General features: G+C 70.2%; 13 protein-coding genes. 7 read left to right on the top strand and 6 right to left on the bottom strand.

Annotated elements, in window-relative coordinates:
- Window positions 1-2,337, top strand: a complete 2,337-nt coding sequence (locus JWP28_RS04185) for a TonB-dependent receptor (RefSeq protein WP_299540298.1) — start codon at window positions 1-3, stop codon at window positions 2,335-2,337.
- A 175-nt stretch (window positions 2,338-2,512) separates the two neighbouring features.
- On the opposite strand, the gene JWP28_RS04180 is transcribed toward JWP28_RS04185, so the two are convergent.
- A complete protein-coding gene (locus JWP28_RS04180) occupies window positions 2,513-4,012 on the bottom strand; it encodes a glycosyltransferase family 39 protein (RefSeq protein WP_299540296.1) in 1,500 nt (499 codons plus the stop codon).
- Window positions 4,009-5,133 (bottom strand): glycosyltransferase family 2 protein, encoded by a 1,125-nt coding sequence (locus JWP28_RS04175; protein ID WP_299540294.1) that lies wholly within the window; start codon window positions 5,131-5,133, stop codon window positions 4,009-4,011. The genes JWP28_RS04180 and JWP28_RS04175 overlap by 4 nt, the downstream gene beginning before the upstream one ends.
- Window positions 5,134-5,329: 196 nt before the next feature.
- Between JWP28_RS04175 and JWP28_RS04170 the strand changes: the two genes are divergently transcribed.
- Window positions 5,330-5,851 carry a sigma-70 family RNA polymerase sigma factor gene (locus JWP28_RS04170; RefSeq protein WP_299540292.1) on the top strand — a complete coding sequence of 174 codons (522 nt, stop codon included), beginning with the start codon at window positions 5,330-5,332 and terminating at the stop codon, window positions 5,849-5,851.
- 91 nt (window positions 5,852-5,942) lie between these two features.
- Complete coding sequence (locus JWP28_RS04165; RefSeq protein WP_299540290.1) at window positions 5,943-6,947, top strand: FecR domain-containing protein; 1,005 nt, start codon at window positions 5,943-5,945, stop codon at window positions 6,945-6,947.
- Window positions 6,948-7,108: 161 nt separating this feature from the next.
- On the opposite strand, the gene JWP28_RS04160 is transcribed toward JWP28_RS04165, so the two are convergent.
- Genes JWP28_RS04160 through JWP28_RS04150 form a run of 3 tightly spaced genes read right to left on the bottom strand, consistent with a single transcriptional unit; the run spans window position 7,109 to window position 9,062 of the window.
- Complete coding sequence (locus JWP28_RS04160) at window positions 7,109-7,864, bottom strand: hypothetical protein (protein ID WP_299540288.1); 756 nt, start codon at window positions 7,862-7,864, stop codon at window positions 7,109-7,111.
- A 2-nt stretch (window positions 7,865-7,866) separates the two neighbouring features.
- Complete coding sequence (locus tag JWP28_RS04155) at window positions 7,867-8,691, bottom strand: heme-dependent oxidative N-demethylase subunit alpha family protein (protein ID WP_299540285.1); 825 nt, start codon at window positions 8,689-8,691, stop codon at window positions 7,867-7,869.
- Entirely contained in the window at window positions 8,688-9,062 is a 375-nt protein-coding gene (locus tag JWP28_RS04150; RefSeq protein WP_299540283.1) for a hypothetical protein, read from the bottom strand. The genes JWP28_RS04155 and JWP28_RS04150 overlap by 4 nt, the downstream gene beginning before the upstream one ends.
- 68 nt (window positions 9,063-9,130) lie before the next feature.
- Between JWP28_RS04150 and JWP28_RS04145 the strand changes: the two genes are divergently transcribed.
- From JWP28_RS04145 to JWP28_RS04135, 3 genes are read left to right on the top strand one after another with little or no spacing between them, the layout of a single operon-like run.
- Window positions 9,131-9,802 (top strand): HAD-IA family hydrolase, encoded by a 672-nt coding sequence (locus JWP28_RS04145; RefSeq protein WP_299540280.1) that lies wholly within the window; start codon window positions 9,131-9,133, stop codon window positions 9,800-9,802.
- Window positions 9,799-10,104 carry a 4a-hydroxytetrahydrobiopterin dehydratase gene (locus tag JWP28_RS04140; RefSeq protein ID WP_299540277.1) on the top strand — a complete coding sequence of 102 codons (306 nt, stop codon included), beginning with the start codon at window positions 9,799-9,801 and terminating at the stop codon, window positions 10,102-10,104. The genes JWP28_RS04145 and JWP28_RS04140 overlap by 4 nt, the downstream gene beginning before the upstream one ends.
- 14 nt (window positions 10,105-10,118) lie before the next feature.
- Entirely contained in the window at window positions 10,119-10,895 is a 777-nt protein-coding gene (locus JWP28_RS04135) for an SDR family oxidoreductase (RefSeq protein ID WP_299540274.1), read from the top strand.
- A 4-nt stretch (window positions 10,896-10,899) separates the two neighbouring features.
- On the opposite strand, the gene JWP28_RS04130 is transcribed toward JWP28_RS04135, so the two are convergent.
- Window positions 10,900-11,295 (bottom strand): hypothetical protein, encoded by a 396-nt coding sequence (locus tag JWP28_RS04130; protein WP_299540271.1) that lies wholly within the window; start codon window positions 11,293-11,295, stop codon window positions 10,900-10,902.
- 99 nt (window positions 11,296-11,394) lie between these two features.
- Here JWP28_RS04130 and pseB point away from each other — a divergent pair, with 99 nt between their 5' ends.
- Window positions 11,395-12,444 (top strand): UDP-N-acetylglucosamine 4,6-dehydratase (inverting), encoded by a 1,050-nt coding sequence (gene pseB / locus JWP28_RS04125; protein ID WP_299540268.1) that lies wholly within the window; start codon window positions 11,395-11,397, stop codon window positions 12,442-12,444.
- Window positions 12,445-12,750: the final 306 nt, after the last annotated feature.

Here is a 12,750-nt window from a genome sequence, read left to right as displayed (position 1 = left end):
ATGGCCCTGGCTGCCGAAACCCGGACATTTCAGCTGCCTTCCGAATCGCTGGAGGCTGCGCTGGTTCGCTTCGCGGTACAGGCGGGAGTCTCGGTCGGCGGCCTGCCCGCCCGCGATTGCGGCGGTATGTCACGCGCGGTTTCGGGCTCCATGACCCCCGCCAAGGCCCTGGCCGCGCTGCTCCCGCCAGGCTGCAGGTTCGAGGCGCTCGACGCCACCAGCTTCCGGATCTCCGGCCGCACGCCGGCCGCAGCGGCCGCCGCGCCCCGGCGGCTGGAAACCGAATCCTATGTCGCGCCGCGCCTGGACGAGCTGTTGGTGACGGCGGAGAAGCGGCCTGAACTGCTGGCCCGCAGCGCCTCGGCGATCAGCGTGCTCTCGGCGGACGACGTGCTGGCGCTTGGCGGCAGGAGCTTCGACGAGGTGGCGGCCCAGGTGGTGGGCGTGGCGGTCACCAATCTGGGCTCCGGGCGCAACAAGATCTTCGTCCGCGGCCTGTCCGACGGCTCGTTCACCGGCAAGACCCAGTCGACGGTCGGCCTCTACCTCGATGATGTCCCGATCACCTACAACGCCCCGGACCCGGACCTGCGGCTGGCCGACGTCGAGCGGGTGGAGGTGTTGCGGGGCCCGCAGGGCACGCTCTACGGCTCCGGCTCCATCGGCGGCATCGTGCGGATCGTGACAGCCAAGCCGGACGTCACGGCTGCCTTCGGGGCGATCTCGGCGGAGGGCATGCTCAGCCAGCACGGCGGTCCCTCCTCCGGCGTCGAGGCGATGGCGAACCTGCCGCTGGCCGGCGGCCGCGGCGCGGTCCGCGGCGTGCTCTACAGCGACGCGCGCGGGGGATACATCGACAACCCCGTGCTGGGCCTGCGGGACGTGAACTCCAGCCGCCGCTGGGGCGGGCGGCTCGCGGCGCTGGCCGAGCTACCGGACGGCTGGCGCCTGGAGGCCGGCGTCGCGCACCAGTCGATCGCCACGGCCGACAGCCAGTACACCCAAGGCTCCGACGGTCCCTTGACCCGTGATGCGCACGTTCGCGAACCGCACGACAACGACTTCTCGGAGGTCGGGGTCACGGCCGCGCACGCCGGCGGCGCGGCCGACCTGAAGATCTCGACAGCCTTCATCGATCACACCCTCACCACCCGCTACGACGCCACCGGCGCCTTCCGGGCCGCGGGTGGCTCAACGACCGGCGGCGCCTTCGACGAGGACAAGCGGATCAAGCTGTGGGCGGTCGAGAGCCTGCTTTCCTCGAACAACCCGGGTCCGCTGCGGTGGCTGGCCGGCGCCTTCGCCTCCTACGCCGACGAGATGGACGCCGCCCAGCTGGTCGGCGTCACGCCGCCGGAGCCGGCGCGCTCAATCTACCGCCGCCGCGACCGGCTCCTGGAGGCCGCCGCCTATGGCGAGGTCGCCTACGACATCACGCCCCGGCTCACCGCCACCGCCGGCGGGCGTTGGTTCGCCACCCGCGTGGAGACCCATGCCGGCGACTTCGCTATCGCCGCGGAACCCGTGGCGCCGGTGCGCGGGCGACTGACAGACCAGGGCCTCGCCCCGAAACTGCGCCTGAGCTTCGCGGCGACCCCGGACGTGGTGGTCTACGCCCAGGTGCAGGAGGGCTACCGAGCGGGCGGCTTCAACATCCCGGCCGCGGCCGGCGGAGGGACCATCGAGACGGTCGCCGCCCGTTTCCGCCCCGACCATCTGTGGAGCTACGAGCTGGGCGCCGGCCTGCCGCTGTTCGATCACGCGCTGACCCTGCGCGGGGCGATCTTCCACGCCGACTGGCGGGACCTGCAGACCGATCAGCGGCTCGCCTCGGGACTGCCCATGACGGTGAATATCGGGGACGGCTCGAACACCGGCCTGGAAGCCGAGGCGGTCTGGCGGCCGAACCCGCAGCTGCAGGTGCGCGCCAATTTCCTGGTGGAGGATCCGCAGATCACCCGCGCCGCCGACGTCTTCCCGGCGCGGCGCGACATCGGCCTGCCGGGGGTGCCCTACGACATGGGAGCGGCCGACGTGCGCTACCGCTGGCGGATAGGCCGGTTCGACGCGGAGGCGTCGGCGCAGGTGGCCTATGTCGGTCGCTCCTACCTGACCTTCGACGGGGGCTCAGGAAATCGCATGGGCGGCTATGCCTCGGGGCGGATCGCGGCGGCGCTCAGCACCCCCGCCTGGAGGGCCACGGCCTACGTCGACAACGTCGCCGACGAGGTCGGCAACACCTTCGCCTACGGCAACCCGTTCAGCCGCTCGCGCGCGAACCAGGCCACGCCGCTGCGGCCCCGCACCTTTGGACTGGGCCTGAGCCGCAATTTCTAGGCGTCACCGCGCCCTAGTGTCCCGATTCCGAAGTTCGCAAGCGCTTGCGGCTGGCTTTTGCGAACTTCGGAACCGATAAGGACACTAGCAAGTGAATGTATCTAGTGTGCTTTTTGGATTTTAAGTTCGCTCGGGCGCATGGCCCGTGAATGCGGCGAACTTCAAATCCAGCACACTAGCGCCAGACGCCGGGCGAGACCTGGTCGGGGCAGCCGCGTGTCCACACGTCGCGCCTGGGGCCCGAGACCAGGAAGGCGGTGTAGCGCTGGTTGCGGCCCGAGCCGCCGGCCCGGGCGATCTCTCCGGCCGGCGCGACGGTCGTGAAGCAGCGCAACACGTTTTGCGGAATCATCCGGCGGGAGATGTCGACGATCAGCCCCGGCCGGGCGAAGTCCGGGTGCGGGTCGCTCGGCCAGTAGCGGTCGCGCTCGACCACCTCCAGCAGGGGAGCCGCGACGCGGCCTTCGGCGTTGAGCTGCGAATAGACCCCGTAGCTCTCGGTTCCGACCCAGGCGGCGCCGGTCCGCGCCCTGAGCTGCTCCACGTCGGCGGCGAACTGGGGCCAGCCGCGCAAGGCCAGGGTCGGGTCGAGCCGCCCCAGCAGCGTCGGCGTGGGCAGCACCATCAGGACGAACGCCGCGGCGCCGATCGCGAAGCCGATGGCCGGCGCCAGCCCGCGCACGAGCCGGCCGGCTCGAGTCTCCCCAGACCCCTCGGCGGCCACCGCCGCGCAGATCGCCAAGGCTCCGAACAGCGGCGCCGGCCAATGCGCCTGCACGCGATCGTGCAGGCTGTGGATCAACAGGTATGCGGCGAAGGGCGCGGAGGTGGCGAGCGGCAATATCAGCTGGACGGCGCCGGGCTCCGCGCGCGTGCGCCAGCCCTGGCCGACCCCCTTGATCGCGAAGGCGGCCATCAGCGGCGTGAACAGCAGGAGCTGGCCGCCGAGGAACTCCGCCACGTGTCCCGGCGACAGGCCGTGGGGCGCCACGCGGCCGAACTGCTTGGCGAAGGTCAGCCAGTGGTGCTGGGAGTTCCACGCCACGTTCGCCGCGAACACCAGCCCTGCCAGGACCACGGCGGCCCAGGGTCCGGGCTTGCGGAGTTCTGCCCACCCGCCGGGGACCAGAAGCAGCCAGAGCAGCACGCCCGGCGCCAGGAACAGGCCGGAGTACTTGGAGAGTACGGCCAGCCCCGCGGCGAGCCCGGCCGCCAGCCACCAGACGGCGCGCCGCTGCTCCCAGAAGCGCGCCAGGGTCCACAGGGTGAGCGTCCAGAAGAGGCTCGCCGGGGCGTCGGGGATCGCCAGCATGCCGCCCAGGCAGACGGTGAGCGTGGCATTGTACCAGAGCGCGGCGCGGAAGGCGGCGCCGGGCTGCGCGCCCAGGCGCCGGGCCAGGTCGCCGATCAGCCAGGTGTTGAGCCCGCTCGCCAGCACCGGCAGCAGGCGCACGCCCAGCGGCGTGTCGCCGGCGATCGCCTCGCCCGCGCGGATCCACCAGGCGATCATCGGCGGATGGTCGAGGTAGCCCAGCTGCAGGTGCTGCGCCCAGAGCCGGTAGTAGGCCTCGTCCTCGGTCAGGTGGATGGCGCCGGCGGCGGCGAGGCGCAGGGCGGTGAGCGCCAGCGCCAACAGCAGAAGACCGCGGCCGGAGCCGAGGGCGGCCGACTTCACCAAACGGCCCGGGAGGTGGTGACGTAGTTCCAGACCGCCGCCACCACGGCCCCGGCGACGCCAGCGACCCACCACGAAGGCCCGCGCTCGTAGACCATGGTCGCAACGGCCACGTTCGCCGCCAGCGGCACGCTGCAGAGCACGACGAACTTGAAGTAGCCTGCGATGAGGGCGAAGCCGCGCTTGCGCCGGTCGCGGTAGGTGACGGCGTTGTTGATCAGGTAGTTCGAGGTCATGGCGCCGAGCGCGGCGGTCAGCTGGGCGGCGGAAAACCCGAACGGCAGAAGCGAGCGCAGGATCAGCAGATGGACGCCCACTCCGCTGGCGCCCACCAGGCCGAACATGATGAAACGCGGCGAGATCAGGTCGCGGGAGAGCTTGGCGACAAGCAGCCCGAGATATTGCACCACGACGCCGTTATCGAGCTTGCTGTCGCCAGCGACGCGGGCGCGGAACTCGTAGGGCAGCTCAAGGTAGCGCGGCGGCGTCTTCTGTGACGCCAGGATGTCGAACAGCACCTTGAAGCCTGCGGTGGCCAAGGTCGGGGCCACGGCCTCGATCATCTCGCGGCGCAGCATGAAGAAGCCGCTCATCGGGTCGGTGACCTCGGCGCGCAGCACGCGCCTTCCGAGCCAGTTGGCGAGCCGGCTTCCCGCCTCCCGGCGCGCGCCGAGGGCGGACGCGTCCGCGCCAGCCGCCGCCAGGTAGCGGCTGCCCACCACGATGTCCGCGCGGTCCGCCTGCAGCTCGCGGAGCATCTGCGGCAGCAGGGTCTCGTCATGCTGCAGGTCGCCGTCGATCACCGCCACATAGGGCGCGGCGCTGGCCATGGCGCCTTCGATCACCGCCCCCGCCAGACCGCGGCGGCCGATGCGGTGCAGGCAGATCACCCGCGGATCGACGGCGGCGACGGCCTTGACGGTCGCCGCCGTGCCGTCGGGGCTGTCGTCGTCGACGAAGATCGCCTGCCAGGCCACGCCCTGTAGCGCCGCCTCCAGCTTGGCCAGCAGCGGCGCGACGTTCGGGGCCTCCTTGAAGGTCGGGATGACGACGCCGAGCTCGAGCGGCCGTGCGGCGGCGCTTGCGTCTGTGGCCGGGCGGGGGGCGGGTTGGTGACGCAAAGGTTCCCCTGTCGGCGCAAGCATCCGCCCTCATACCCGCCACGCCCTGGGCTGGGAACCGTCTGATGGCGCGCAAGCTCGTCGCACCCTCGGCCATTGGCGCCGGCCGCGCGCCGCACCATGGTGTCGGGCGCGCGCCCCGGTCGGGTGGGAAGCGCTGGGTTTGGGCCGCAAGCTCGGCAGAGAGCGTTTGGCGTTGCAAGAACACCATGGTTCGGCGCTGATGGAGCTCTACCTGGAGCGGCGCGCCGACCTTGTCCGGTTTTTCACCGTTCGCCTGCGCTCCGTCGCGGCCGCCGAGGACCTGGTGCAGGACATCTACGTCCGCCTGTCGGGGCTCGATGATCCCGCGGCGATCCAGAATCCGATGGCCTACCTCTACCGGCTGGGCTCCAACCTGATGCTCGACCGTCTCCGCGGCGAGCGGCGCACGGCGCACCGGGACGGCGCCTGGCTGGACAGCCAGACCGTGCGGATCGGGAACGAGGAGATTTCCGCCGAGCCCAGCGCCGAGGCCGCGGTCGCCGCGCGCCAACGCCTGAGCCTGCTCACCGCCGCGATCGAGGACCTGAACCCGCAGACCCAGAGGATCTTCCGCATGCACAAGTTCGAGGGCCTCAGTCATCCGCAGGTCGCGGCCGCGCTTGGCATCTCGCGCAGCGCCGTCGAAAAACACATGATGGCCGCGCTGAAACACCTCCTGGCGAGGCTTCCGTGATCCGCAGAACACGTTATTTGGAGGGGCGCGTCGGGCCGCGGCGTCATCTCATCGAAGCCGAACGGTTTTTCGATCCGCGGGCGTGGGGCTGATGAGCAGGCGCGACGAGTTCCAGGGGGCAGGTGGCATAGCCGAGGAGGCGGCCAGCTGGTTCGCGCGCCTCCAGGGAGAGGCTGCGACCGGCGACGACTGGCTGGCGTTCGAGCGTTGGCTGCAGGCGTCGCCGGCGCACGCCCGCGCCTACGAACGTCTCGAAGCCCTGTGGATCGACCTCGATTATGCGCCGGTCGCCCGCGACCTCGGCGGGCGTCCCCTGCTGGCGGCGCGCCGCCGCCGGCTGGCGCGCAGCGCGGCCGGGAATCCTGGCCGCCGGGCCTGGCTGGCCGCGGGCGCAGCGATCGCCGCGGGCCTTGTGGCGGCGATGGGGATCGGGCTTTGGCCCGCGCCCGGGGCGGCGCCGCGGAGCTACCAGACGGCGGCCGGCCAGACGCGGCAGCTCGTGCTCGCCGACGGCACCCGCATCCGGCTGAACGCCGCGTCGAAGATCACCGTCAGCCTCGGCCGCGACGCGCGCCGGGTGCAGATGGGCGATGCGGAGGCCGTATTCGACGTGGCGCATGACACCGTGCGCCCGTTCCTGATCGCCGTCGGCGACCGCCAGGTGCGCGTGGTCGGCACCGAGTTCAACCTGCGCCACCGGGCCGACAAGGTCGCCCTCACCGTCCGCCGCGGCGTGGTCGAGGTGCGGCCGGCCGGCGCGCCGCAGGCCCGGCCGACCCGGGTGACCGTCGGCCAGCAGCTGACGCACACCGAGGGCCAGAACGGCTCGATCCTCAAGGTTTCCGACTCCGCCACGGCCTTCGCCTGGACCAGCGGCCAGCTGATCTACCGCGACCAGCCGCTCTCGGACGTCGCTGCCGACCTTTCGCGGCGTTTCGTGGTCCCGGTGCGCACGGCCGACGCCCCGACAGCCGCCCTGCGCTTCTCGGGTGTCCTGGTGACCGACAGCGAATCCGACGTGCTGCGCCGCCTGCAGGCCTTCGCGCCGCTCCGCGTCGAACGCACCGCGGACGCCGTCGTCCTGCACCGCCGCTAGTGTGCTGGATTTGAAGTTCGCCACATTGACGGGCCACGCGCCGAGCGAACTTCAAATCCAAGAAGCACACTAGAAACATATACTTGCTAGTGTCCTTATCGATTCCGAAGTTCGTCAAAGTCAGCCGCAAGCGCTTGCGAACTTCGGAATCGGGACACTAGCTATCCGCGGCGCATCGCCTCCAGCAGGCTTCCCGAGTAGGCCGCGTGGCCCACGTGGGTCAGCCGGCTCTCGACGTCCGCCCAGATCTCCCCGCCCAGATCGCGCCAGCGCCGGCAGAGCGCGTAGTCCTCAGACAGGTGCTGGCCGGTGTCCGGCTCGATCATGGTGTCGAAGACCATGGCGACCCCCTCCAGCCCCGGCTCGACGTCGCTCAGGTCCGCGGTCAGCTCTGGATGGGCCTCGCCGACGCGCGCCAGCGTCTCGCGCCGGATCATCATGAAGCCGTTGCCGACGTAGGAGACCTTGGCGAGACCGCCTTCCACCTCGACCGAACTGTCCTGCGTCGGAACGAAGCGCACGACGTAGCCGACGCCCTTGGCCATCAGGTCCGGCGCGTCCTCCTTCGCCGCGGCGCGGACCTTGTCCCAGTCGATGTGCTTCAGGGGGGCCACGCCGCCGGCGATCCCCTTGTCGGCGTCCAGCAGCCTAAAGACGCTCTCGGGCGAAAAACCGATGTCGGCGTCGACGAAGAACAGGTGCGTCGCGTGCGGGTGAGCCAGGAACCGTGCGGCGAGCCGGGCGCGGGCGCGGGTGATCAGGGCGTCGTTGGCCAGCAGCTCGACATGCACGCCGATCCCGCGCGCCTCGCAAGCGGCCTGCAGGGTCATCACCGAGCGCAGGTAGACGATGTTGACCAGCCCGCCGTAGCAGGGGGTCGCCAGATAGATGAACCGGCGCTCCGGCGTTGACGGCATGGTCAGTCCCCCTCCGGCGCGCCGGCCCGGCGCAGGAAACCCTCGACCAGATGGTCATAGAGGTCGAAGCGCTTGTAGGCGCGAAGCTCCGGCGTCGCGGCCCGCCAGGCCCGGGCGAAGGCCGCCAGCCGGTGCGGGTCGTTCCGCAGGCTGTCCAGCGGCTCCAGCCAGACGCGGATGGTGAACAGCGCGCCGCCGGTCCGGGGCAGACGCCGCAGGGTCTGGCGCTCGACGCGCAGGTTGAGGGCGCCGCCGGCCTGGACCGGATCGACCTCGCCGATCCTCGCGCGGATCGGGGCGGAGGCGGGGGTGTGCAGGGCGTCGGAGTTGAGCAGCGTCCAGTTGCGGCGCTCCAGCACCAGGTCCGGGCGCAGGCCGTCGAAGATCCGCTGCACCCGCACCAGGAACCGCTCGGCGAAGCCGGTCACCGGTCCGTGCAGTTCGGCCAGACTGCGCCCGATCACCTCTTCGGCGGTGAAGAAGCTGCCGGCCGAGAGCGACAGCGCCGCCAGCCGCCACTGGCCGTCGCGCTTCTCCATCAGGCAGAGATCGTCGGCGGTGCGCCGGGCGGCGGCGTAGAGCGGCGGCAGGCCCGGCGGCGGTAGCGCGGGGCCGAGCGCGGCCTCGACCAGCTCCAGGACCTCCGCCTGGCCGGCGCGCGAGCCCTCGGCTTCGGCCCAGACCAGGCCGCGATGGGCGGCGAACAGCGGGTCCTTGCGCGCCGCGGGATCGGCCTCGCCGCCCTCCAGCCAGTCGGCGGGCGCGATGGGCCTGAGGCCGATCTGGAAGTCGGCCGCCTCCTCCCAGGGGCGGTGGCCGGGGATCATTGAGGAGCGCGGAGGCGCTGCCGAGCCATAAGCAGGGTCGCGCCATAGACAAGGAACGCCACGACGATCCCCACGCAATCCGCCGCCACGTCGTGCCAGTCGGCGTCCCGGCCGAAGCCCATGGCCCATTGGGCGAGCTCGACGAAGACGCCGATACCGAAGGCGTAGAGGGCGATGGCCCGCGGCCGCCGGGGTGAAAGGATGAGCCCCGTCGCGGTCAGCACCAGCCAGGCCGCCGCATGCTCCTCCTTGTCCCACAGGTTTACCTTCGGCAGGTCCTTGCTGGGCGCGAGGCAGAGGTAGAGCAGGATGGCGGTAGCCAGGGCGTAAAGGGCGAGCCGCAGCGGTCTCGGAAGGCGGTAGGGAAGCATGCCCCTTACTTGCACGTCCCTGCGCGCCTCTCTAGCGTCCGCCGCCTCATCGGATGCGGAGCGTGCGGATGGCGGCCAAGGCGGACATCGAGGCGGTGATCTGGGATTTCGGCGGGGTGTTCATCTCCTCGCCGTTCGAGGCCTTCAACCGCTACGAGGCCGAGCAGGGCCTGCCGAAGGACCTGATCCGGCGGATCAACGCCACCAACCATCATGACAACGCCTGGGCCCTGTTCGAGCGCAACGAGGTCGATGCGGACCGCTTCGACCAGCTGTTCCTCGAGGAATCCACGGCGCTCGGACATCCCGTGCAGGGACGTGACGTCCTGCCGCTGCTCTCCGGCTCGGTGCGGCCGCGGATGGTGGCGGCGCTGAAGGCCTGCAAACAGCGCTTCAAGGTGGGCTGCATCACCAACAACGTCGTCTCGATGCACAGCCCGGGACAGGACGAGATCCAGCGGGCCGCCGGCGCCATGGGCCAGATCATGCCGTTGTTCGACGCGATCATCGAAAGCTCCAAGGCCGGCGTTCGGAAGCCCGACCCGAAGATCTATCGGATGATGTGCGAGCTGCTGGCGGTGAAGCCGGAGGCCTGCGTCTACCTCGACGACCTCGGCATCAACTGCAAGCCGGCCGCGGCGCTCGGCATGCGGGCGATCAAGGTGGTGGACGTGGACCAGACCCTGGCCGAGCTGGCGGCCGTCACGGGATTGACCTTCGATGCGGAGGAGCCGGCATGACCCGTCCTACGAAGATCGGCGCGGCGGAAGCGCTGAAGACCCTGCCGGGCTGGGCTGCGGTCGAGGGCGGGCGCGATGCGATCCGCCGGACCTTCAAGTTCGCGGACTTCAATGCGGCCTTCGGCTTCATGACGCGGGTCGCCCTGAAGGCCGACAAGCTCGACCACCATCCCGAATGGTTCAATGTCTACAGCCGCGTGGAGGTGACGCTCGCCACCCATGATGCGGACGGGGTCACCGAGCTCGACGTGACCTTGGCGAAGTTCATGGATCAGGCCGCCGCGGCGCTCGGCGCGAAATAGCAGGAGAGAACGACATGGCAGGACGCGTCGCGGGCAAGAAGGCCTTCATCACCGGCGGGGCGCAGGGGCTGGGCGCGGCCATGGCGCGCAAGCTGGCCGCCGAGGGCGCCAAGGTCTCGGTGGCCGACATCAACCTGGAGGGCGCCAAGGTGGTCGCCGCCGAGCTGAACGCCGCCCACGGCGCGGGCACGGCCTTCGCCTTCCCGCTGGACGTCACCAAGGAAGAGCAGTGGGTCTACGCCCTGGAGGAGGCCGACGAGGCCATGGGCGGCATCTCGGTGCTGGTGAACAACGCCGGCATCAGCCGCGGCGGCGACATCGAGAGCCTGAGCCTCGAGGACTGGAAGCTCGTCATGAGCGTCAACGTCGATTCCGTGTTCCTCGGGACCAAGCACGCACTGAAGTACATGCGCGCCCACCAGCCGGGCTCGATCGTCAACATCTCCTCGATCGCCGGCCTGATCGCGGCCCACAACTCGCCGGTCTACAACGCCTCCAAGGCCGCGGTCTGGCTGCTGTCCAAGGGCATCGCCCTGCACTGCGCCAAGCAGGGGCTGGATATCCGCTCAAACTCCATCCACCCGACCTTCATCGACACGCCGATCCTCGATCCGCTTCGCCAGCGGTTCGGCAAGGAGGAGGCGGAGGCCAAGCTCGGCCGGCAGGTGCCGCTGGGCCACATCGGCGAGCCCGACGACATCGCCAACGCCTGCCTCTACCTGGCCTCCGACGAAAGCAAGTTCATGACCGGCGCCGAGATGAAGCTCGACGGCGGCATCTCGGCGATGTGAGGCGCTAGTTGACGACGACCGCGCCGATCAGCAGGCGCGCGCCGGGACGGCCCAGCACCAGGTCGGTCTGACGCTGCAGGGCCGTGGCGATGAAGTCCGGGTTCGGCTGGGCGCCGGAGGGGAGGCCCGCGGCGTAGGTCATCACCACCTGGACGTAGGCGGCCCGGAGCCTGGGGAGCGAGACCGTGGCCCGCTCACGGAGTTTCGCATCGGCGACCTCGAGCCCGCAGTCCACGGTCAGCACGCCGCGCCGTCCGTCCGGTTTGTTGGTCGAGCCCGTCAGGGTGTCGATCGGGATGTAGTCAGCGCCGCCGGACTTCTTCTTCTTGTCCTCCGCAGCGCTGACGACGGGCGCGGTGGCGGCCAGGACGATCAGGGCGAGAAGGTCGCGGCGTCTCATCGCTCATATCTGTCGCCGATTATGGTTAGCGGTCTCTTTACGTGAGCTGCGCCACAAGTGCGTCGAGCAACCAGATTCGCCGCCTTCCCGGAGCGCGCCTTGGGCCGATTTACGCCGACCACCCTCGACCTCGACGGCAAGGTCATCCTCGTCACCGGCGGCACGGGGTCCTTCGGCCGGCGCTTCGTCGAGACGGTGCTGACCCGCGCGGCGCCGCGCAAGCTGATCATCTATTCGCGCGACGAGCTGAAGCAGAGCGAGATGCTGGCCGACCTGGGCGAGCGGTTCGGGGCGGAGAAGATGTCGCTCTTACGCTTCTTCCTGGGCGACGTGCGCGACCGCGAGCGGCTGATCCTGGCGACCCGCGGCGTCGACGTCATCATCCATGCCGCGGCGCTCAAGCAGGTGCCGGCGGCCGAGTACAACCCCTCCGAATGCATCCACACCAATGTGCTGGGCGCCGAGAACGTGGTCTGGGCCTGTCTGACCAACCGGGTGAAGCAGGTGGTGGCGCTTTCCACTGACAAGGCCTGCAACCCGATCAACCTCTACGGGGCGACCAAGCTCGCCTCCGACAAGACCTTCGTGGCGGCCAACAATCTCTCCGGCGACATCGGCACGCGGTTCTCGGTGGTGCGCTACGGCAATGTGGTGGGCTCGCGCGGCTCGGTCGCGCCGCTGTTCCAGCGGCTGATCGCCAAGGGCGCGGCGGAGCTGCCGATCACCGACCCGCGGATGACCCGCGTCTGGATCACCCTGAAAGAGGGCGTCGACTTCGTGCTTTCCTCGCTCGGCATGATGAGCGGCGGCGAGATCTTCGTGCCGAAGATCCCCTCGATGAAGATGACCGACCTGGCCGCCGCCATGGCCCCCGACCTGCCGATCAAGGTGGTCGGCATCCGGCCCGGCGAGAAGCTCCACGAGATGATGATCTCGGCGGACGACGCCCGCTCCACCCTCGACCTCGGCGACCGCTACGCCATCGAGCCGGCCTTCGTAGAATACACCCGTGCGGGCCTGAAGGGCGCGCCGCTGCCCGAGGGCTTCAGCTACGCCAGCGACACCAATGACGACTGGCTGACCGGCGAGGGCCTGCTGGCGCTGCTCGAGGACGCGGCGCCGCGGCGCCGGCGGCGCGCACAGGACTAGGACCGATCGACATTCAACCGACCTTCGGCCGCCGGGCGGGCTCCCTTCCTCCTCGATGGAGGAAGGGTGGGGATGGTGGTGTGTCCGGTGAGGTGAAGGCGAAGGCTCCGTTGGGCTCAGGCGCCTCTCGCTCCATCTCCGCGACCTCCGTGGCCACACCACCACCCAACCCTCCTCCATCGAGGAGGAGGGCTATCAAAAGCGGCCTGACCTCCGTCTCGCTGAATGTGGAATGGTCCTAGGATGACCGACCCTTTCCTGCCCTACGGCCGCCAGACCATCGAGGATGACGACATCGCCGCGGTG

The organism is Phenylobacterium sp., from assembly GCF_028290885.1.
Lineage (GTDB): Bacteria > Pseudomonadota > Alphaproteobacteria > Caulobacterales > Caulobacteraceae > Phenylobacterium.
Note: the sequence above shows the minus strand (reverse complement) of the source record. Positions and strands in the feature narration are given on the sequence as shown.

Excerpts from the sequence above, each read along its gene's own strand:
- JWP28_RS04130 (WP_299540271.1), bottom strand. The coding sequence starts at position 11,295 with ATGAGACGCCGCGACCTTCTCGCCCTGATCGTCCTGGCCGCCACCGCG.
- JWP28_RS04135 (WP_299540274.1), top strand. The coding sequence starts at position 10,119 with ATGGCAGGACGCGTCGCGGGCAAGAAGGCCTTCATCACCGGCGGGGCG.
- JWP28_RS04155 (WP_299540285.1), bottom strand. The coding sequence starts at position 8,691 with ATGATCCCCGGCCACCGCCCCTGGGAGGAGGCGGCCGACTTCCAGATC.
- JWP28_RS04140 (WP_299540277.1), top strand. The coding sequence starts at position 9,799 with ATGACCCGTCCTACGAAGATCGGCGCGGCGGAAGCGCTGAAGACCCTG.
- JWP28_RS04160 (WP_299540288.1), bottom strand. The coding sequence starts at position 7,864 with ATGCCGTCAACGCCGGAGCGCCGGTTCATCTATCTGGCGACCCCCTGC.
- JWP28_RS04150 (WP_299540283.1), bottom strand. The coding sequence starts at position 9,062 with ATGCTTCCCTACCGCCTTCCGAGACCGCTGCGGCTCGCCCTTTACGCC.
- JWP28_RS04165 (WP_299540290.1), top strand. The coding sequence starts at position 5,943 with ATGAGCAGGCGCGACGAGTTCCAGGGGGCAGGTGGCATAGCCGAGGAG.
- JWP28_RS04145 (WP_299540280.1), top strand. The coding sequence starts at position 9,131 with ATGGCGGCCAAGGCGGACATCGAGGCGGTGATCTGGGATTTCGGCGGG.
- JWP28_RS04185 (WP_299540298.1), top strand. The coding sequence starts at position 1 with ATGGCCCTGGCTGCCGAAACCCGGACATTTCAGCTGCCTTCCGAATCG.